General features: G+C 61.3%; 18 protein-coding genes. 11 read left to right on the plus strand and 7 right to left on the minus strand.

Annotation, left to right across the window (positions count from 1 at the left end; genetic code table 11):
• Position 1 precedes the first annotated feature (1 nt).
• Genes QCBJ_RS19685 through QCBJ_RS19700 form a run of 4 tightly spaced genes read right to left on the minus strand, consistent with a single transcriptional unit; the run spans position 2 to position 5,189 of the window.
• On the minus strand, positions 2-1,573 hold the full coding sequence (locus QCBJ_RS19685; RefSeq protein WP_102061395.1) for an aldehyde dehydrogenase (NADP(+)): 1,572 nt from the start codon (positions 1,571-1,573) through the stop codon (positions 2-4).
• Positions 1,574-1,632: 59 nt separating this feature from the next.
• Positions 1,633-2,580 (minus strand): dihydrodipicolinate synthase family protein, encoded by a 948-nt coding sequence (locus QCBJ_RS19690; protein WP_046036132.1) that lies wholly within the window; start codon positions 2,578-2,580, stop codon positions 1,633-1,635.
• A 42-nt stretch (positions 2,581-2,622) separates the two neighbouring features.
• Positions 2,623-3,549 carry a 4-hydroxyproline epimerase gene (locus tag QCBJ_RS19695; protein WP_102061396.1) on the minus strand — a complete coding sequence of 309 codons (927 nt, stop codon included), beginning with the start codon at positions 3,547-3,549 and terminating at the stop codon, positions 2,623-2,625.
• 14 nt (positions 3,550-3,563) lie between these two features.
• Entirely contained in the window at positions 3,564-5,189 is a 1,626-nt protein-coding gene (locus tag QCBJ_RS19700; protein ID WP_102061397.1) for an APC family permease, read from the minus strand.
• A gap of 187 nt (positions 5,190-5,376) precedes the next feature.
• On the opposite strand from QCBJ_RS19700, the gene QCBJ_RS19705 reads away from it, so the two are divergent.
• Positions 5,377-6,141: an AraC family transcriptional regulator gene (locus tag QCBJ_RS19705; RefSeq protein WP_012724483.1), complete on the plus strand. Its 765-nt coding sequence runs from the start codon at positions 5,377-5,379 to the stop codon at positions 6,139-6,141.
• A gap of 254 nt (positions 6,142-6,395) precedes the next feature.
• Positions 6,396-8,459 carry a maltose alpha-D-glucosyltransferase gene (gene treS, locus QCBJ_RS19710; RefSeq protein WP_102061398.1) on the plus strand — a complete coding sequence of 688 codons (2,064 nt, stop codon included), beginning with the start codon at positions 6,396-6,398 and terminating at the stop codon, positions 8,457-8,459.
• 15 nt (positions 8,460-8,474) lie between these two features.
• On the opposite strand, the gene QCBJ_RS19715 is transcribed toward treS, so the two are convergent.
• Together QCBJ_RS19715 and ppk2 are read right to left on the minus strand one after the other, a co-directional pair.
• Entirely contained in the window at positions 8,475-8,924 is a 450-nt protein-coding gene (locus QCBJ_RS19715) for a response regulator (RefSeq protein WP_052958940.1), read from the minus strand.
• 171 nt (positions 8,925-9,095) lie between these two features.
• Positions 9,096-10,013, minus strand: coding sequence for a polyphosphate kinase 2 (gene ppk2 / locus QCBJ_RS19720; protein ID WP_102061399.1), 918 nt, complete (start codon positions 10,011-10,013; stop codon positions 9,096-9,098).
• Between the two features lie 184 nt (positions 10,014-10,197).
• Here ppk2 and pstS point away from each other — a divergent pair, with 184 nt between their 5' ends.
• From pstS to QCBJ_RS19750, 6 genes are all read left to right on the plus strand, one after another.
• Positions 10,198-11,226, plus strand: a complete 1,029-nt coding sequence (gene pstS, locus QCBJ_RS19725; RefSeq protein ID WP_012724479.1) for a phosphate ABC transporter substrate-binding protein PstS — start codon at positions 10,198-10,200, stop codon at positions 11,224-11,226.
• Positions 11,227-11,299: 73 nt separating this feature from the next.
• Entirely contained in the window at positions 11,300-12,268 is a 969-nt protein-coding gene (pstC, locus tag QCBJ_RS19730; RefSeq protein WP_012724478.1) for a phosphate ABC transporter permease subunit PstC, read from the plus strand.
• Positions 12,265-13,158 (plus strand): phosphate ABC transporter permease PstA, encoded by an 894-nt coding sequence (pstA, locus tag QCBJ_RS19735; protein WP_012724477.1) that lies wholly within the window; start codon positions 12,265-12,267, stop codon positions 13,156-13,158. The genes pstC and pstA overlap by 4 nt, the downstream gene beginning before the upstream one ends.
• Before the next feature lie 76 nt (positions 13,159-13,234).
• Entirely contained in the window at positions 13,235-13,996 is a 762-nt protein-coding gene (gene pstB, locus QCBJ_RS19740) for a phosphate ABC transporter ATP-binding protein PstB (RefSeq protein ID WP_217649954.1), read from the plus strand.
• Between the two features lie 31 nt (positions 13,997-14,027).
• Positions 14,028-14,726, plus strand: coding sequence for a hypothetical protein (locus QCBJ_RS19745; protein WP_102061400.1), 699 nt, complete (start codon positions 14,028-14,030; stop codon positions 14,724-14,726).
• Positions 14,726-15,316, plus strand: a complete 591-nt coding sequence (locus tag QCBJ_RS19750) for a hypothetical protein (protein WP_102061401.1) — start codon at positions 14,726-14,728, stop codon at positions 15,314-15,316. The genes QCBJ_RS19745 and QCBJ_RS19750 overlap by 1 nt, the downstream gene beginning before the upstream one ends.
• A gap of 61 nt (positions 15,317-15,377) precedes the next feature.
• Here QCBJ_RS19750 and QCBJ_RS19755 read toward each other — a convergent pair whose 3' ends face one another.
• Complete coding sequence (locus QCBJ_RS19755; protein WP_046036126.1) at positions 15,378-15,983, minus strand: cysteine hydrolase; 606 nt, start codon at positions 15,981-15,983, stop codon at positions 15,378-15,380.
• Between the two features lie 241 nt (positions 15,984-16,224).
• Between QCBJ_RS19755 and QCBJ_RS19760 the strand changes: the two genes are divergently transcribed.
• From QCBJ_RS19760 to QCBJ_RS19770, 3 genes are all read left to right on the plus strand, one after another.
• Positions 16,225-17,487, plus strand: a complete 1,263-nt coding sequence (locus QCBJ_RS19760; RefSeq protein WP_102061448.1) for a serine hydrolase — start codon at positions 16,225-16,227, stop codon at positions 17,485-17,487.
• Positions 17,488-17,602: 115 nt separating this feature from the next.
• Positions 17,603-18,940, plus strand: coding sequence for a hypothetical protein (locus QCBJ_RS19765; protein ID WP_102061402.1), 1,338 nt, complete (start codon positions 17,603-17,605; stop codon positions 18,938-18,940).
• A gap of 40 nt (positions 18,941-18,980) precedes the next feature.
• A complete protein-coding gene (locus QCBJ_RS19770) occupies positions 18,981-20,084 on the plus strand; it encodes a polyamine ABC transporter substrate-binding protein (RefSeq protein WP_102061403.1) in 1,104 nt (367 codons plus the stop codon).
• The last annotated feature ends 12 nt before the right edge of the window (positions 20,085-20,096 follow it).

Genomic DNA, 20,096 nt, shown 5'->3' on the forward strand with positions numbered 1-20,096 from the left:
CCTATGCCTCCCTCTGGCCGTCAAGCAAGCGTCGCAGCAGCAAAGGGTTGCCGTGCTGGAGCGCGGCGGGCAGCAACGCATCGGGGAAATCCTGATAACACACGGGGCGTAAAAAACGCTGGATCGCCGCCGTGCCCACCGACGTGCTGCGCGAATCCGAGGTGGCTGGGAAGGGGCCGCCGTGGACCATGGCATCACCCACTTCCACGCCGGTCGGCCAGCCGTTGACCAGCAGGCGGCCGGCCTTGCGCTCAAGCACTGGCAACAGGGCCTTGGCGTCTGGCAAATCGGTTTCGTCCAGGTGCAGAGTGGCCGTGAGTTGGCCTTCGAGATGCTCGGAAACCTGGCGGACTTCCTCGGCATCGGCGCAGACGACCATCAAGGAGGCCGCGCCAAAGACCTCGGCTTGCAGGTGTTCATTGGCCAAAAAAGCCTGTGCCTGCGTCACGAACAGATGCGCCTGGCCTTGGTTAGGACCTTCTGCCGCCAGCCCCTTGGCGGCGACCTCGGCGTGTTCCGTCATTGCCGCCACCCCTGAAGCGTAGGCACTGGCAATCCCTGGTGTCAGCATGGTCTGTGCTGCACAGGTCGGCAGCCGTTCACCCGCAGCCTTGATAAAGCGATCCAAAGCGGGCCCTTGTACCCCAATCACCAGTCCCGGGTTGGTGCAGAATTGCCCGGCGCCTTGGGTCAACGAAGCGACAAAACCTTCGGCCAACGCCTCAGCCCTGGCTGCCAACGCCGCCGGGAACAGGTACACCGGATTGATCGAACTCATTTCCGCGTACACCGGAATCGGCTCCGGCCGCGCCTGCGCCGCTTGGATCAGCGCAAGGCCGCCGCTGCGAGAACCGGTAAAGCCGACGGCCTTGATACGCGGGTCGGTGACCAGCGCAATGCCGACCTCGCGGCCCGAACCGCACAACAGCGAGAACACACCCTCCGGCAGCCCACATGCTTTGACCGCCTGAGCCACCGCTCGGCCGACCCGTTCGCTGGTGCCAGGGTGCGCACCATGGGCCTTGATAATCACCGGGCACCCGGCCGCCAACGCTGAGGCGGTGTCGCCTCCGGCCACGGAAAACGCCAGCGGAAAGTTGCTCGCGCCAAACACGGCCACCGGGCCCAACGCGATGTGGCGCTGACGCAGGTCTGGCCGGGGCAGCGGCTGGCGCTGCGGTTGCGCGGTATCGACCCGCACATCCAGCCATTCCCCGGCGCGGACGGTGCGGGCGAACGTGCGCAGTTGCCCGCAGGTGCGCCCGCGTTCGCCTTGAATGCGCGCGCGGGGCAGGCCGGTTTCGGCAACGGCGCGGTCGATCAGCTCATCGCCCAATGTTTCGATCTGCGCGGCGATGGCTTCAAGCAGCTCTGCGCGCGCTTCCAGCGATGTCTCGCGGTACCCATCAAACGCTGCCCACGCCAAGGCGCATGCCTGTGCGACCTGTTCGCCGTCGCCGCCCAGGTAGGCCGGCTCCAAGGCTGTGTCGGTGGCGGGATTGATCGCCCGGATGGGCTCGCGATTGCCGCCAGTGGCGTGCTGACCGATCAGCATCTTGCCTGTCAGAGTCATGGAATCGTCCTGGAAAAAAGAGGGTGGCCGCTGCGAGCGCCGCAGCGGCACGCAAGGGCTCAGGCGACGTTCTGTTCCGCCGACCAATGGGCGTACCATTGCCGGAACAGCACGTACTGCGTTTCTGCGTAACGGCGCTGAGCGTCGCTGAGCTTATCGGTCTCGTTGAAGTGCAGGGCGTACTCCTTATCGCCGTTAAGCACCATCAGGTGTTTGTAGTACAACACCAGGTCGCAGCCTTCATCGAACGACGACAGCACCGCGAGCGCTGCTTCCAGTTCACGCGCCTGGCGGCGCGCCTTGGCGTCGCCCTTGGCGGCTTTTTTGCTCAGCGCCACCAGTTGCAGGACTTCCCGTGGCAGTGCGTTGCCGATGCCGGTGATCGCACCCGTGGCGTTACAGTTGACGAAGCCGTGCACCACCTGGGTGTCGACACCGACCATCAGGGTCACGTTATCGTCCTGGGAGGTGATGTGTTCGGCGGCATAGCGCAGGTCGGCGCCGCCGCCGAACTCCTTGAAGCCGATCAGGTTCGGGTGTTCGCGGCGCAGTTCGAAGAACAGCTCGGCGCGGGTGGCGAAGCCGTAATACGGACTGTTGTAGATCACGGCCGGCAGGTTCGGCGCGGCCTTGAGAATCGCCGAGAAGTGCGCTTTTTGCGCGGTGGCTGAGGCACCACGGGACATGACGCGCGGAATCACCATCAGGCCATGGGCGCCGACCTTGGCGGCGTGGGCCGCGTGGGCTACTGCCTCACGGCTGTTGACCGCACCCGTACCGACGATGGTCGGCACGCCGGCCGCCACCAGCCGCGCCACGCCTTCCTGGCGCTCGGCCTCGGTGAGCAACGGCCAGTCGCCCATGGAACCGCAATACACCACGGCGCTCATGCCGATATCGATCAACTCGCGGCCCTTGGCAACCAGGGCATCGAAGTCCGGCTTACGCGCGGGCGTGCACGGGGTCATCAGGGCGGGGATGCAGCCGGTGAAGATGTTGTCGCTCATTGTGCTAACTCCTGCAATCGTTCAGTTAAAGGTGGCCCGGGCTCAGATGCCCCAGGCGAAAGGGTCCTGTTCGTCGATCAGCAAGGTGCTGTCGGCGGTCATGTAGGCGCGGCCGGTGATGAAGGGGCGCACGCGTTCGCCGTCCCACTCATAGCGGCCCTCGAATTGGCTGCCGGTGATGCTCGCTTGTGTCCAGGTTGCTCCGGGCGCAAGTGTTCCATCGGCGGCCAGGCAGGCCAGCTTGGCGCTGGTGCCGGTGCCGCACGGTGAGCGGTCGTAGGCTTTGCCGGGGCACATGACGAAATTGCGGCTGTCAGCGTGGTCGTCGTCGGCAAACAGCTCGATATGGTCGATCAGCGCGCCGTCGGCACCGTGGATACCTTGGTCTTCAAGGGCCTTGAGCATCGCCCAGGTGTAGTCGGTGAGGGCATCGACGTTGTCCATCTGCAAGCGCTGGCCGTGTTCGGACACCAGGAAAAACCAGTTGCCGCCCCAGGCGATGTCGCCCAACACCACCCCGTGGCCCGGCACCTCCACCGGCACTTGGCGGCGATGACGGTAGGCGGGCACGTTGCCCAGGGTCACGGCGCCGTCTTCGTGCAATGTTGCTTCTACCAGGCCGACAGGCGTGTCGATGCGATGCACGCCGGGTGCGATGCGACCCACGTGGTGCAAGGAGGCGACCAGGCCAATCGTGCCGTGCCCGCACATGCCCAGGTAGCCGGCGTTATTGAAGAAGATCACGCCGCAGATGGCGCCCGGCGTGACCGGCTCGCAGTACAGCGCGCCGACCAGAACATCGTTACCACGCGGTTCCAGAATGCAGGCACGGCGCCATTTATCATGCTCGCTGCGCAGGTTATTCAACTGCTCAACCAGGGTATTGCCGATGAGCTTGGGGAACCCGTCCATCACCAGGCGCGTCGGTTCGCCGCCGGTGTGGGAGTCGATCACATGCAATCGCTTCATAAAACGCTCCAGAATCAGTGGGTGGCCGGGGTCAACGGGGCGCGGCCGAGGGGCTCGTCGACCGCTTCGCTTTCATCGGCTTCGTGTTCCAGGCGCACCAGATGGGCCGGCACGCCAGTGGCTGCGCCCCAGTAGTAAATGCCCAGCGCGCAGACCGCGACGACGAGGGTGTCAAACGGGTGGGCGAGTACGCCGATACCGCCAAAGCTGCCGAGCTTGGAGAGCAAAAGGGTCACCGCATAGAAGCCGATCAGCCACGCGGATGAGCGCACTTGCTGCTTGAGGTTGAGGTGCGCGGTCGGCACCCAGCGCGCGCACAGCAGGTACACCCCGAACATCAGGATTTGCAGGCCGAGCAGCCAGGAAACCGTACGCCAGCCCGACCAATACACGATCAGCGCGGCAATGATGAACGACAGTGGGCCGAGCACCGCCATGCCCTTGACCCGGAACGGCCGCGCCATCTGCGGTGCATTGCGTCGCAGCGCCGCGACGGTGACCGGGGCGACCGCATAGCTGAGGATCAACGCGGCGGACACCACATTGATCAGCGCTTCCCAGGACGGGAACGGCAGGGTCCAGAACACCGACAAGCCAAAGGTCAGCCACAGCGCCGGGCGGGGGATGCCGGATTTCTCATCGATACGCGTGAAAATCTTGAAGAACGTGCCTGTCTGCGCCCAGCCGTACACCACACGTGGGGTGGCATTCATGTAGATGTTGCCGCAGCCGCTGGGGGAGATCACCGCGTCGGCCACCACCAGGTACGCCAGCCAACCCACGCCCAGCGCCAGGGCGATATCCCGATAGGGCAGCGCCAGTTGTTTGCTGATTCCGGCCCAGCCATCGGCAAGCATTTCCGTGGGCACGCCACCGAGGAACGCGGTTTGCAGCAACACGTAAATGGCGGTCGAGAGCAGTACCGAAAGGATCAACGCAATCGGAATGGTGCGTTGCGGGTTCTTCACTTCGCTGGCCACCGAGATGATCGGCGTGAGCCCCAGGTAGGCGAAAATCACGCCGCCGGCCGACACCGCCATCTCAATGCCTGACAGACCAAACGGCGCGAAACCCTGCACCTGGAAATTCGCCGGCTTGAAGAAGGTGAAGAGCACGCCAATCACCAGCAACGGCACAATGAACTTGAACACGCTCACCAGGTTATTGGCGATGGCGAAGGTTTTCACGCTGCGGTAATTGAGGATGAAGAACAGGCACAGCAGGGCGAACTGCACCAGCCAGCCGAGGGTGGTCGGGTCGCTGGAACCGGCTTTGGTCAGCTCGGGAAACCACGCTGCAGCGTATTGGCGCGAGGCGACCACTTCGATGGCCACCAGGCTGGAGAACGCAATCAGCGTGATAAAACCCATCAGGTAGCCCAGCAGCGGGCCGTGGGAGTAGACCGGGTAGCGCACCACGCCGCCGGCGCGCGGCAATGCGGCGCCCAGTTCGCAGTACACGATGCCCAGCAGCAGCACCGCGAAACCACCGATCAGCCAGGAAATGATGCCCGCAGGACCTGCAATGGCGGAGACGTGACTGGCCGCAAACAACCAGCCCGAACCAAAGATGGCGCCCAGCCCGATAAAGGTGAGGTCCATCAATGAAAGTTGCTTCTTGAACTTGCCTTGACCTGACATAGCGTCGCCTTCTTGTGAGTTATTGGATAGGCATGCAGTGCCCCTACAGTGAACTCATGAACGGCGGCGCGATTGATGTTTTTTGCCGACAACGATGACGAAATCAGCACAGTTTGCACCGCTCGACAGCGCCTCGGGCATCGGGCAATCTGCTACGCGTCGAGGCCGTCAGTGGGGATCAACCGTCATGATGCAGAGCGCGTTTGCGACCCTTTGCCAAGGGCCTGAGGCCAATCGGCCCCACAGCATCGAGCAGCTATTGGCCGGCGTGGCGCAGTTACTGCCGATGCTCGATGTGATCCCCAATGCGGCGATTTTCATCAAGGACACCGAGGCCCGTTATGTGCTCGCCAACCACACCCTGGTGCAGCGCTGTGGCCTCAAGCACCTGCAACCGTTGCTGGGCAAGACCAGTGCTGAAGTGTTCCCCGCGCAACTGGGGCCGGGTTACACCGAACAGGATCAGCGCGTGCTGGAGCAGGGGTTTGTACTGGAGGACCAGCTGGAATTACACCTCTATGGCACCCGTGAACCGGGTTGGTGCCTCACCCACAAGTGGCCGCTGTACAACCACATGGGCGCCATCATCGGCCTGGCGGGCATCTCGGTGGACCTGCAAACCGCCAGCGAAAGTCATCCGGCCTACCAACGCCTGGCGGCCGTCGACGCGCACATCCGTGCGCACTTCAATCGCCGCGTCACCCTGGGTGAGCTGACGCGTATCGCAGGCATTTCCGTGGCGCAACTGGAGCGCTACTGCAAACGCGTGTTCCACCTCACGCCCCGGCAGATGATCCAGAAGGTGCGGTTGGAGCATGCCCACCGCTTGTTGCACACCGACATGCCGATCACCGAGGTGGCGCTGCAGTGCGGGTACACCGATCACAGTGCTTTTACTCGCCAGTTCAAGGCCTCGACGGGGTTTACGCCAAGGCAGTATCGGGAGACCTGAGCACCTACCTGCTGGGGCGTTAATGAACACCCAACTGTGTGCAGGCTGCCTGTGGTAAGGGGGGCTTGTCCCTCGACGGGTTCACCGCCGACCCAAGGGGCTGCTTCGCAGCCCGGCGCAGGGCAAGCCTGCTCACCACAGCAAGCCCGCACGGTGATCGCTTTGTGTCAGTGCGGCCAGCGCAATGCAACGAATGGCCCGCACAACCCTCATATGTTCACGAGTAATGCTTCACGACGACAGGTATCAGGCTTATGACGGCGGCTGAAAACAACCATGTGAACTGGCTGGTGGAACAATCGATGCTGCACGCGGCACGCCAGCGGGCCAAGCTCTATTCGGGCCAAGGCCGGTTGTGGCAGCAACCCTATGCGCAGACGCGGCCACGGGATGCCTCGGCCTTGTCGTCCGTGTGGTTTACCGCCTACCCGGCGTCGATCGTGACCCGTGAAGGCGGTACGGTGTTGGAGGCGCTGGGGGATGAAGCGCTGTGGCATGCCTTGTCGAAGGTCGGCATTCAAGGCATCCATAACGGCCCGTTGAAAAAGTCCGGCGGCCTGAACGGCTCGGAGCACACGCCCACCATCGACGGCAATTTCGACCGCATCAGTTTCGAGATCGACCCGCAACTGGGCACCGAAGCGCAATTGCAGGCGTTGACGCGCATGGCGGCGGCGCACAATGCGGTGATCATCGACGACGTAATCCCGTCCCATACCGGCAAGGGCGCGGATTTTCGCCTGGCCGAGATGGCGTACGAGGACTATCCCGGCCTTTACCATATGGTGGAGATCCGCGAAGAAGATTGGCCATTGCTTCCTGACGTCGCAGAGGGCCGCGATGCGCAGAACCTCAGCCCCGTCCAGGTTGATGCGTTGCGTGATAAACACTACATCGTCGGCCAGTTGCAGCGCGTAATCTTCTTTGAACCCGGCGTCAAGGAAACCGACTGGAGCGCCACAAACGTGGTGCTGGGCGTGGATGGCAAGCCGCGCCGCTGGGTCTACCTGCACTACTTCAAGGAAGGCCAACCGTCGCTGAATTGGTTGGACCCGACCTTCGCCGCGCAGCAGATGATCATCGGCGATGCCCTGCATGCTATCGACGTGATGGGGGCGAAGATCCTGCGCCTGGACGCCAACGGGTTCCTCGGCGTGGAACGCAAGCTGGACGGCACGGCCTGGTCCGAGAGCCATCCGCTGTCGATCACCGGTAACCAACTGCTGGGCGGGGCGATTCGCAAAGCCGGTGGCTTCAGCTTCCAGGAGTTGAACCTCACCGTGGATGACATTGCGTCCATGTCTCACGGCGGTGCCGATCTGTCCTACGACTTCATCACCCGCCCTGCATACCAGCACGCGTTGCTGATGGGCGACGCCGAGTTCCTGCGCCTGATGCTGCGCGAAATGCACCGCCAGGGCATCGATCCCGGTTCGCTGATCCATGCGTTGCAGAATCACGATGAATTGACCCTGGAGTTGGTGCACTTCTGGACCCTGCACGCCCATGACACCTTCCTGTACCAGGGCCAGACCTTCCCCGGCAATATCCTGCGCGAGCACATTCGCGAACAGATGTACGAACGCCTGACCGGCGAACATGCCCCCTACAACCTCAAGTTTGTGACCAATGGCGTGTCCTGCACCACCGCCAGCATCATCACGGCGGCGCTGGGGATTCGGGATCTGGAGGCCATTACCGCGGCGGATATTCTGCAGATTCGCCAGATCCATTTGCTGTTGGTGATGTACAACGCCATGCAGCCTGGGGTATTTGCCTTGTCGGGCTGGGACTTGGTGGGCGCGCTGCCGCTGGCCGCCGAAGAGGTCGAGCATTTGATGCAGGATGGCGACACGCGCTGGATTCATCGCGGCGCCTATGACCTGGTGGACCTGAACCCGGACGCAGAATTGTCCGCCGGCCATATGCCGCGCTCGAAAAGCTTGTATGGCAGCCTCAACAGCCAATTGCAGGACCCTGAGTCCTTCGCCTCGCAACTGCAGAAAATCCTCGCGGTGCGCCGGGCCTACGACATCGCCGCCAGCCGCCAGATCCAGGTGCCGGAAGTGCAAAACCCAGGGCTGTTGGTGATGGTCCACGAATTGCCGGCCGGCAAAGGCACGCAAATCACTGCGTTGAACTTCGGCGCCACGCCGATCACCGAGACCCTGCACCTGCCGGATATCGCTGCGGGGATGGTGGTGGACATCATCAACGAACGGGTCGAGGGGGATTTGACGGCGGAGGGAGCGTTCACCATCACGCTGGATGCGTATGAAGGGTTGGCGCTAAGGGTCGTCAGCAGCGCCCCTATCTGACGCCCCGATACCCGGTCACCTTGCGCCTGGCAGCGCAAAGTAACCGGGTGAGTCTGTGCAAGGCGTTCGCAAAGGGTGAGCGGCAGCCTCCGGCAGGCTGCGCTTGGAACGGGCCATGAACCACTCCAGTACCAGGTATTCCGGTAAGCCGCAGCGCCAGTAACGCTCACCGTGGCTGGGCAGGTGCACCTGTTCGCTGTCGGCAGGCCGGCCATAGATAAACACGTTCGCGATGTCGTAGGCATCAAACGCCGAACCCGCCACGCCAGGCTTGCGTACCACGTGGTCAGCGGCCAGCAGCACATCGAAGCGCCTTAGCCCGGCGCGACTCAATTGCCGGCCTTCCCGGTCGCTGCTGGCGGTGGCGATGCAGTGATAGCCCATGCGGTTCAGCAGCTTTTCGATCTGCACGACATGGGCGTGAAGCGAATCCACGATGAGGATCCGCAGGTGTTTGTCGATCATGGCGAGGGTACCTGTCAGCTGTGCGCCGGGCGCGTTCCACATAGGGGTAGGGAAGGGGCCAGCGTACCGATGTCAGGCAGGAGATGATTTAAGACGGGTCTGAAAAAACACGGAGGCGAGCGAACATCCCGATTCGTGATGCCGCCCGCCACCTACCCGCGATGGGGCTAATCAGTAGCGCTGCGGCACGATGAGTTCCGGCGGCGTCGGGCTGCGCGAATAATCCTCCTGCCTCACGCGCTGCGGCAGTTCGATCACCGGCAGCTCGACTTCTTCATACGGCATCTGCCCAAGCAAGTGGTGGATGCAGTTGAGTCGGGCTTTCTTCTTGTCATCGGCTTGTACCACCCACCACGGCGCTTCGGCGATGTGGGTGCGTTCGAGCATGATTTCCTTGGCCTTCGTATACGCTTCCCAGCGCCGACGCGACTCAAGGTCCATAGGGCTGAGTTTCCATTGCTTGAGCGGGTCGTGAATGCGACTGAGAAAACGCAGGTGCTGTTCCTGGTCGGAGATCGAAAACCAGTACTTGATCAGTTGGATGCCGGAGCGGGCGAGCATCCGTTCGAACTCCGGAACGGTGCGGAAGAACTCTTCGTACTGGTCCTCGTTGCAAAAACCCATGACTTGCTCGACACCGGCGCGGTTGTACCAACTGCGGTCGAACAGCACGATTTCGCCGGCGGCCGGCAGGTGTGAGACGTAGCGCTGAAAGTACCACTGCGTCTGTTCACGGTCATTGGGCGCCGGCAGCGCAGCCACTCGGCAGACCCTCGGGTTCAGGCGCTGGGTGATGCGCTTGATCACGCCACCCTTGCCGGCGGCATCCCGTCCTTCGAACAGGATCACCACCTTGTGGCCGGTCTTGACCACCCAGCTCTGCAATTTCACCAGTTCGCCTTGCAGGCGGAACAGTTCGCTGAAATAAATGCGGCGTGCGGCTTTTTCGCTTCCTTCACCGACGTGCTCATCAAACAGCGCGTTCAGGTCATGGCCATCTTCGGATAATTCCAGTTCCAGCTCTTCGTCACTGTGATCGAGCAATTCACGGTGGATGCGCTGTATCAAGGTGTCGTCTAGTGAGGACATGGCGGAACTCGCGTCGTGGGGGATGGCAAAGTCTTAGTCGCATTTTGTTACGAACCAATGACCACAACATGCGGTGTTGTGGCGGGAGAGGGGGACAACTGGGCGTTTTGCCACTGCACGTTCATAAAACCGTAACAAGATTGTTGCAGAGTTGCCGAGCCCGAAATCACAAGGATTTTCCTTAATGAAACGTCTGATGAAGTCTGCTGCACTCGCCGTTGCGGTTTCTCTCAGTGCCACCTCGGTGTTTGCCGCCGAAAGCATCCGCCTGACCGGTTCCGGTGCGAGTTTCCCAGCGCCGATCTACCTCACCTGGTTCAAGGATTTCAGCAAGAAAACCGAAGGTGTCACGGTTGACTACCAGTCCAAGGGGAGCGGTGCGGGTGTACAGGACTTCCTGAACAAGACCGTCGATTTCGCCGCCAGCGACTCGGCCATGAAAGACGAAGACATCGCCAAGGTGGCCGAAGGCGTGCAACTGCTGCCGATGACCGCGGGTGAAATCGTGCTGGCGTTTAACCTGCCGGGCAATCCTAAAGAGCTCAAATTGCCTCGCGATGTGTACTCGAACATCTTCCTGGGCAAGATCACCAAGTGGAACGATCCAAAGATCGTTGCCGCCAACCCAGGCCTGAAACTGCCTGACATGCCGATCACCGTTGTGGTGCGTGCCGACTCCAGCGGCACCACCGCCGTCTTCACCAAGCACCTGGCGGCGATCAACCCTGAGTTCCAGAAGGACTTGGGCGAAGGCAACACCGTCAACTGGCCCGCCAGCGACAAATTCATCAAGTCGCCGAAGAACGATGGTGTGACCGCCACCGTACGCCAGACCCCAGGCGCAATCGGCTACATCGAGTACGGCTTCGCCAAGCTGGCCAAGGTTGACTTTGCCCAACTGCAGAACAAGGCCGGCAAGTACGTGGTACCGAACGCCGAGAGCGGCGCCGAAGCCCTGGCCGCGGTGAAAATGCCGGAAAGCCTGGTGGCCTGGCTGCCGGATCCGGATGGCGCCAAGTCCTACCCGATCACGTCCTACACCTGGATGATCTTCCGCAAGGACAACGGCAACCCAGCCAAGGCCAAGGCCATGCGTGAAATGGTCGAGTACAGCTTGACTGAAGGTCAGAAAATCGCTGATTCGATGGGCTACATCCCACTGCCGCCATCGGTGGTCGAACAGGTTCGTAAAGCGTCCGCCAACATTAAGTAAGGCTCGCCAGGCCGCTCTCGGTGAGGGTTTCATCCTTGCCGGGAGCGTTCCCCCCTTGTTCCGGAATTAGCCCATGAACACACCTTTTGTCGTACCGGATAACCCGGATTCTGCGTGCCAGCCGCCGTCCACGAAGGACTTCCTGGTTGACCGCACCTTCCGTGCACTTGCACGCATAGGCGTGGTGCTGGTGCTGGCGCTGGTATTCGCGCTGGTCTTCGAAGTAGGGCGCAAGGCACTTCCAGGCATGGAAAAGCACGGCTTTGATGTGCTCTTCGGCAGCGTCTGGGACGTTAACCAAGGTAAATACGGCATTCTGCCGGCGATTTGGGGCACGCTGTACAGCGCCTTCATCGCGTTGCTGATCGCCGGTTTTTTTGGCGTCAGCATGGCGATCTTCCTGACTCAGGACTTTTTGCCCGCCAAGCTTGCTGCAGTGTTTCGCACCATCGTCGAGTTGCTCGCCGCGATCCCCAGCGTCGTTTACGGCCTGTGGGGGATCTATGTGGTGATCCCGGCGATTCGCCCGCTGACCGCGTGGTTGAACAGCGAGCTCGGCTGGATTCCGTTTTTCGGCACCTCCTTGAGCGGGCCGGGCCTGCTTCCGGCAGCCCTGGTGTTGGCCATCATGATTTTGCCGACCATCGCTGCCGTCTCCCAGGACGCCCTCACGGGTGTGCCGATGAAAACCAAGCAAGCCGCCTATGGCATGGGTACCACCCACTGGGAAGCGATTCTCAAGGTAATGGTGCCATCCGCCGCGACCGGCATCTTCGGTTCGCTGGTGCTGGGCCTGGGCCGCGCCTTGGGTGAAACCATGGCACTGGCCATGTTGGTCGGTAACGCCAACAACATTTCTCTGTCGCTGTTTGCACCGGCCAACACGCTGGCGGCCTTGTTGGCGCTGAACTTCCCCGAAGCCGGCCCGAACGAGATCGAAGTGCTGATGTACGCCGCACTGGTGCTGATGTTCATCACGTTGCTGGTGAATGTCATCGGTTCGATGATCATGGTCTACGCCCAGCGGGGGACTAAACAATGACTGACCTTTCTTCGCCTATCACCGCCATGCCCAGCCTGCAGCGCCGGTTTGAAGGCCGTGCCCTGCGCAGCCTGGTCCTGACCACCCTGGTGTGGTTCGGGGCGTTGCTGGCCAGCGTGCCGCTGATTTCCGTGCTCTACATGCTGATCACCCGTGGCGGTGCACGCTTGAGCCTGGAAGTGTTCACCGAATTGCCGCCCACCGGTTTCGAGACCGGCGGTGGTTTCGGCAACGCCATGGCGGGCACCTTCGTCATGGTCGGTATCGCGGCCGCTATCGCAGTGCCGGTTGGCATTATGGCGGCGATTTTCCTGGCTGAACTGGGGCCAGACAGCAAGCTGGCAAACGCCTCGCGCTTTGCCGCGAAAATGCTCACCGGCTTGCCGTCGATTCTGGCGGGTGTGTTTGCCTACGCCCTGGTGGTGATGACCACCGGCACGTACTCGGCACCGGCGGGTGGCGTGGCGTTGGCCGTGCTGATGCTGCCTATCGTGGTGCTGACGGCCGAAGAGTCGATGAAGATGGTGCCCAAGATCATGAAGGATGCCGCCTACGGGATGGGCTGCACCCGTTCGCAGGTGATCTGGAAAATCGTCTTGCCCACCGGCATGCCCGCGATCCTCACGGGCGTGATGCTCGCCGTGGCACGCGCCGCCGGCGAAACCGCACCGCTGTTGTTCACCGCGCTGTTCAGCAACTACTGGATCTACCACGACGGCAGCCTGGCAGTCATGAATCCGACGGCCTCCCTGGCCGTGCTGATTTACAACTTCTCCGGCATGCCCTTCGACAACCAGCTTGAGCTCGCCTGGGCGGCCTCGTTGGTGCTGGTAATGATCGTACTGGTCGTGAATATCGTGAGCCGTATTTTCGGCAAGCCCAAGTACTAAGAACGGGAGCACCTGAATTTTGAACATGTCATCCGCGCAAATAGCCGCTCCGTTTATCACCCAGTCGCCTGTGGTCATGGACTGCAAGCTGGACAAGATTTTCTACGGCAACTTCATGGCGGTGCGTGACAGCCATGTGCCGATCGAGAAAAACAAGATCACCGGTTTCATTGGCCCGTCCGGCTGCGGCAAATCGACTGTATTGCGCAGCCTCAACCGCATGAACGACCTGGTGAAGGGCTTCCGTTTCGAGGGCCATGTGCATTTCCTCGGCCAGGATGTGTACGGCAAGGGCGTTGACCCTGTAGTCGTGCGCCGTTACATCGGCATGGTTTTCCAGCAGCCCAACCCGTTTTCGATGAGCATTTTTGACAACGTGGCCTTTGGCCTGCGTCTCAACCGCTACAAGGGCGACCTGGGCGACCGCGTCAAGCACGCGCTGCAAGGCGCCGCGCTGTGGGATGAGGTCAAGGACAAGCTCAAGGTCAGCGGCCTGTCGCTCTCCGGCGGCCAGCAGCAACGCCTGTGCATCGCCCGCGCCATTGCCACCGAGCCGGAAGTGTTGCTGCTGGATGAGCCGTGCTCGGCACTGGACCCGATTGCCACGCGCCGGGTTGAAGAGCTGATGGTCGAGTTGAAGAAGGACTACACCATCGCGCTGGTGACCCACAACATGCAGCAGGCGATTCGTGTGGCCGATACCACCGCGTTTTTCTCGGTGGATATCTCCCAGGGCACGCGCACCGGCTATCTGGTCGAAATGGGCGCCACCACGCAGATTTTCGAGAACCCACGCGAACAAATGACCGGTGACTACATCAGCGGCAAGTTCAGCTGACCGACTCATGCACCGTTTTTCAGGATTGCCAATGTCTGCAACGCATCGTCTTGATCTGGCCGCGATTGAACGCGCACTGCGCGAGGTACAGAACCGTTTTGCCCAGCTCAGCCGGGACTTTACCGAGCCACGCGACCCGCTGACGGACGAAGTGCTGCAGAATGTGCTTGAAGGCTACGCCCTGATTGACGACTATGTTGCGCGCGGTATTGACCTGTTCGACCTCCAGCAACTGAACCTGATGCTGGAGATCAATGCCACCGTGCTCTGCGGCAAAGACCCGGTTCGCCGGCAGGAATACGCCCAACACCTGGCGGCCACCGAAGAGCATTTTTTCAACAATGTCGAGGGTGGCATCAAGGATTTATACGGCTGGTACTGCAGGCACCACAGTGAATCGGTGTGGAAGCGCGCCGCCGGTGTCTACGTGCGAGTCCTCAGCAGGCCGCAGTTGTTCGTCGAAGGCAATCACCGCAGTGGGTCGCTGATTGTCAGCTACCTGCTGATGCGCGAGGGCTTGCCGCCGTTCGTACTCACGCTGGACAACGCCGAGGGCTATTTCAACCCGTCCTCGGTCATACGTAACTCCGCCAAACATGGCGTAATGGCATTGTACGAATTGCCCAAGATCAAGAAAAAATATGCAGCGTTCCTGGAAGATAAGGCCCCTGACCCTATGGCGTTTTTCCTGAGCGACACACCGGCGCCCGTCTGCCAAGGGGGCCATTGATGGGAAGGTACCCAGTGCTCGACACAATCAAGCGGGTGTTCAAGCGTCAGCGTATCCGTATCTCTTTTGATATCGACGACACGCTGGCCTGCCAGCTTCACCACAGCGCGACCGAGCACAGCCGTTTGCCAGCATGTGTACACCGTTGGCTGGGTGAGCCGCTGCGCTGCGGCACCCGCGCCCTGACCCGCGAACTGCGTCGCCAGGGTTGCAGCGTCTGGGTCTACACCTCGTCCGGCCGGACCCCGTCCTACATCCGCCGTTGGTTGCTGCTGTACGGCATCCACGTCGATGGCGTGGTCAACAGTGTGCGGCACAATCAAGCGCTCACGGAGCGCGGGCTGTCGAGCACACCGTCGAAATTCCCGCCGGCATTCGACATCGACCTGCATGTCGATGACTCCGAAGGGGTCCAGCTTGAAGGCTTCGATCACGGTTTTCGCGTTGTGGTCGTGGACCCGGAAGACGAGCAATGGGCGCAGCGCGTGCTGGATGCCGTCGCACAGGTCCAGGCGCAGCTCGCCCGGCAGCAACCGCAACGGCACAAGGTGCCTGTGCGGGCCTATCCGGGGCTGACGTTGAACGGATAAGCCATTCCCAGGGCTAAGCAAAAAGGGGGCGACTGATGGATCAGTCGCCCCCTTTTTTTGCTTATTTTTCGCGCAACGCCCCAAGGAACTCGGTGTGCCGCAACACCTGCGAAAACATGGGCAGCGTGAAGTTTTCAGCGGCCTTTTGTTGCTCATCGGTGAACGTCGCCGTGCAGTCGCTCAAGGTCACCACGTTATAACCCTTCTCATACCCTGACCGCACCGTACCCTCGACACAACAGTTGGTCAGAAACCCTGCCACCACCAGGTTCTGGATACCGTTGTTGCGCAGCACCAGGTCCAGGCCCGTGGTCGCAAAACCATCCAGCCCGCGCTTGCCTTCCACGAGAATATCGCCGGTTTCACGGGTGATCGCTTCCGAGATCTCGGCGCCCCAGCTGCCGGTGCGGAACGCGCTGCCGTCGGCGACACCTTTGAGAATCCCATAATGGCGCGTGGTCAGCTCCGGATAGCCGTCGGCGAACTGGATCGGCAGGTGGATGATCTTCACCCCGAGTGTGCGGGCTTGCTGCACCGTGGTTGCGGTGTTGGCCAGCATGTCGCCGGTGTGCATGACGTCTTTGACGGCGTCATGGAACACGCCGCCGGGCGTGGTGAAGTCGTTCTGGAATTCGATCAAGACAAGGGCGGTGGCGTTTGGATTCATGTTGGGTCTCCGATAAGGATCACTGTGGGGAACGTCGGGACGGGTCCTTCAGCATAGTTAACCGCGTTCGTTAAGGCTGGGGATTTGAGGACAATGTACAGCAGCGCAGATCGGTCACGTCAGAATGAAACCGAACAGGTCTTTGGTTATTTGATTAAAAGATTTATTGACTAAAGAATATTTGCCGGTTAATTATTGCCTGGCATCTGCTCGCATGCAGAGTCATTTCCAGGGTTATCCCATGGGTCAGAACATCATGCCGTCATTGGCCAGCCTTTACGTTGAGACGAACGAGTCTTCCACCCAGCCCCGCTTGGCGCCTTTACTGATGCAGGGCTTCCCGGCGGGGCCCAAATACCGCGTCACTTGGCACAACTGGATGCGCCCGCCCTTTAACCAGTGGGGGTTTCGCAACCTGGCGCGACTGCGTCCCTCCATCGATGTGCGCGCGGGCGCCGGCCCTGCCGGGCCCTTGAATACCGTGTCGCAGGCATTGGATGCCCTGTACTTCGACAGTGAGTGCGGGTTGAGCGTGAGTGTCATCGAGCATCTGCTGGCCAGCCAGACCGATGCCTTTTTGGTGATGCAGGGTGACACCGTGCTGTTCGAACGCTACTTCAACGGCCAGCGCGCCTGTGACCGGCACATCATGTTCTCGGTGACCAAATCGCTGGTCGGCACCCTGGGCGAAGAACTGGTGACCCGCGGCGTGCTCAACCCCGAGCTGCCCGCCGCGTACTACGTGCCGGAACTGGTGGGCAGCGCGTTTGGTGATGCGACGGTGCGCCAGCTTTTCGACATGGCGGTGGGCATCGATTACAGCGAGGTCTATGACGACCCCAATTCAGAGAGCTCGCAGTACGGCTATGCCTGTGGCTTCCAGCCGGCATTGGCGCAATACGCTCAGTTCGAGTCGTTGTACCAATACCTGCCGTCGCTGAAAAAACGTGGCGTGCACGGCGGGTTTTTCCACTATGTGACCGCCACCACCGAAGCCTTGGCGTGGGTGATGGAGCGGGCTTCGGGCAGCGCCTGCAGTGAGCTGCTGGAGGGTATCTGGCAGCAGTTGGGGTGCGACCGTGACGGGTATTTCATCGCCGATCCGTGGGGGCGTAATGTCGCCGGGGCGGGCTTTAGTGCCACCTTGCGCGACATGGCGCGTTTTGGTCGCCTGCTGGCCAACAACGGCCGCCAGGACGGGGTTGAGCTGCTGTCGCCCGAGACCGTCGCCCGCATCACCGCAGGGGCCGACCCGGCGGTTTACGCGCAAAACGCCGAGTTCTCCCACTGGACACCCGATGCGTCCTATCGAAGCCAGTGGTACGTGTTCAACGACCACAGCCAAGCCCTGATGGCTGGGGGTATTCACGGTCAATACCTGTTCATCGACAAACCGTCCGGCGTGGTGATCGTCAAGCAATCGTCGCTGAACGAGGCGGTCAGCCCGTTCGATACCGACAGCGTGCGCATGCTGCGCGCGATTGCCGCCCACCTGAGCCACTGACCTCGTCAAAAAATAAGAGTCTTGCGTTCTATTCACCTGGCTTGCCCAGGTGTTGGCGACGCCCTGCGTCGCCATTGACTGCCCTGTAACAACAATAATTCCACAGGAGCTTCTTATGGTTTTCACCAAGCGTTTCTCTCGAGCGCTCTTAGCGGTCGGCTTACCCTTGACCACCCACGTCGCATGGGCGGGCTACACCTTTGAGGACGGCAATCTCAAGGGCGAAGTCAACCTCACGGCGGGCGGGGCGACGCTGTTCAGTCGTGGCGTCAACTTCGGCAGCGGCCGTGTGGATGCGCGCAACGGCAAAAACGGCGGCGCCAGGATCAACTGGCAAGAGTTCTACGTAAAACCAGGTGCCAAATTCGAGTACGCGGTACAACCCGATTTCAGCCTGCTGGCGGGCGGTTCGCTGGTGGCGGCAAGCACGTTCGGCGACGGTGATGCCGGTGGCTTCACCCGCAGCTCCGACGGCAAGGTCGCGGCCGAAGAACTCTACGGGGGTTTCCGCGCCGGCGAATGGAAGCTGACCGCCGGCCGCCAGAACTACATGATCGGCACGGGGTTCATCGTCATGGACGGTAACCTCGACCAGCACAAAGACGCTGCCTACTGGCTGGGCCCTCGGACCGCCTTCAAGGATTCGGCGGTCCTGGCCTGGGACCACGGCGCACTGAAGTCTCAGGCGTTCACCCTGCGCACCGATGATGATCTGGGCGACTTCCGGATGACCGGCGTCAACCTCGATTACAACCTCGATGATCAGGTGACGCTCGGCGCCATGGCCATGAAGGTCAATGCCCTTGGCCCGAGAGGCAGCACGCTTCCCCGACGCCGGGACGGCATGCGGGTGTACAACCTGAGGGCGCTCAATGCCAAGGTTCCCGGCGTGCCGGCACTGACCTTGAACGCCGAATACGCGTTGGAGCGCGGCAGCGGCGAGGGTGTCGATTACGCGGCCAATGCCTGGTATGGCCAGGCGGACTATGCGTTCAGCACATTGCCGCTGACCCCGATCATCGGCTACCGCTACGCGAGTTTTTCCGGCGACGACAACCTCTCCGACAACCGGCAAAAAGCCTGGGACCCGCTCAGTAAGGGCTTTGTCGACTGGAGCACCTGGCTGATCGGCGACGTGGTGGGTAACTACCTGCTGTTCAACAGCAACGAAAACGTCCAGCAGTTTTCCCTCAAGACCCACCTCAACGAAACCGTGACCCTCGGTGCGATTCACTACCAGTTCTGGCTGGACGAGAAAAACTACATGGGTGCACCGGTCAACGATCGGCGCTTTGCCGACGAGAGCGTGGTATTCCTCGACTGGACGCCCACGCCGTCGTTCTATACGTCGCTATCGTACAACTGGGTCAAGCCACTGGCCGCCGCCAAACAGGTGTTCGGCGATGACCAAACGTTCAGTGCGCTGGAGCTGTATTTCACCTATCGCTATTAAGTGCTGCGAGCCATCGTGGCCGCGCTGGAGTGTTTTCACCATGAACAGTTTTTTGCGTAACACCGTGCTGGGCACTGTCGCTTCGTTGTTGATCAGTGGTTTTTGCCTGGCTGAAGAACGCACCGTACGGATCTACAACTGGATCGAATACCTGCCCCCCGAGGTGCTCAAGAGCTTCCAGGAAGAGACCGGTATTCGCCCGATTTACGATGTGTTCGACAGTGCCGAAACCATGGAATCCAAGCTGCTGACCGGCAACTCCGGGTATGACGTGGTGTTTCCGGGCAGCGCCAACCTGGGGCACCTGATCAAGGCCGGTGCGGTCCAGCCGCTGGACCGCACGCAGTTGCCGAACTGGCAGCACCTGGACCCCCAGTTCATGCAGTCCCTGGAGGCCGTGGGCGACACCGGCAATCGCTACGCCGCGCCTTACTTGTGGGGCACTACGCTGATCGGCTACAACGTCGACAAGGTCCGCAAGGCCCTGGGGGCCGACGTGCAGATGAATACCTGGGACATCATCTTCAAGGAAGAGAACCTTGCCAAGCTGGCCGCTTGCGGGGTCGGCTTCCTCGACGCGGGCAACGAGATCGTGCCCATTGCCTTGCACTTCAAGGGCCTCGACCCCAATAGCCAGAAGCGCGAAGACTACCCACAGGCCCAGGCCGTGATGATGAAGATCCGTCCTTACATCACCTACTTCAACTCGTCGCGTTACGGCATGGATTTGGCCAACGGTGATGTCTGTGTGGCGGTGGGCTGGTCCGGCGGTGTCGCGCTGGCCAAACAATTGGCGGATGCCGCCGGCAAGGGCGTCAAGGTCGAGATGGCACTGCCCAAGGAAGGCGCGCCGATGTGGTCGGACGTGATGATGATCCCGGCCAACGCGCCCGATCTGGCTGAGGCGCACGCGTTCATCAATTACATCCTGCGTCCGGAGGTGATTGCCCGCATCAGCAACAAAATCGGCTATCCCAACCCGAACAAAGACGCCACCGCGCTGGTGGACGCCAGTATCCGCAACAACCCCAACATGTATGTGCCGGACGCCGCGCGCAAGACGCTGTTCGCCCTGGAGCCGATTCCGGCTGCCGTGGAGCGCATCCGTACCCGCACCTGGATCAACATCAAGACGAACCGCTGAACAGAGTGGCCC

Source organism: Pseudomonas sp. QC2 (assembly GCF_002859085.1).
Classification (GTDB): domain Bacteria; phylum Pseudomonadota; class Gammaproteobacteria; order Pseudomonadales; family Pseudomonadaceae; genus Aquipseudomonas; species Aquipseudomonas petroselini.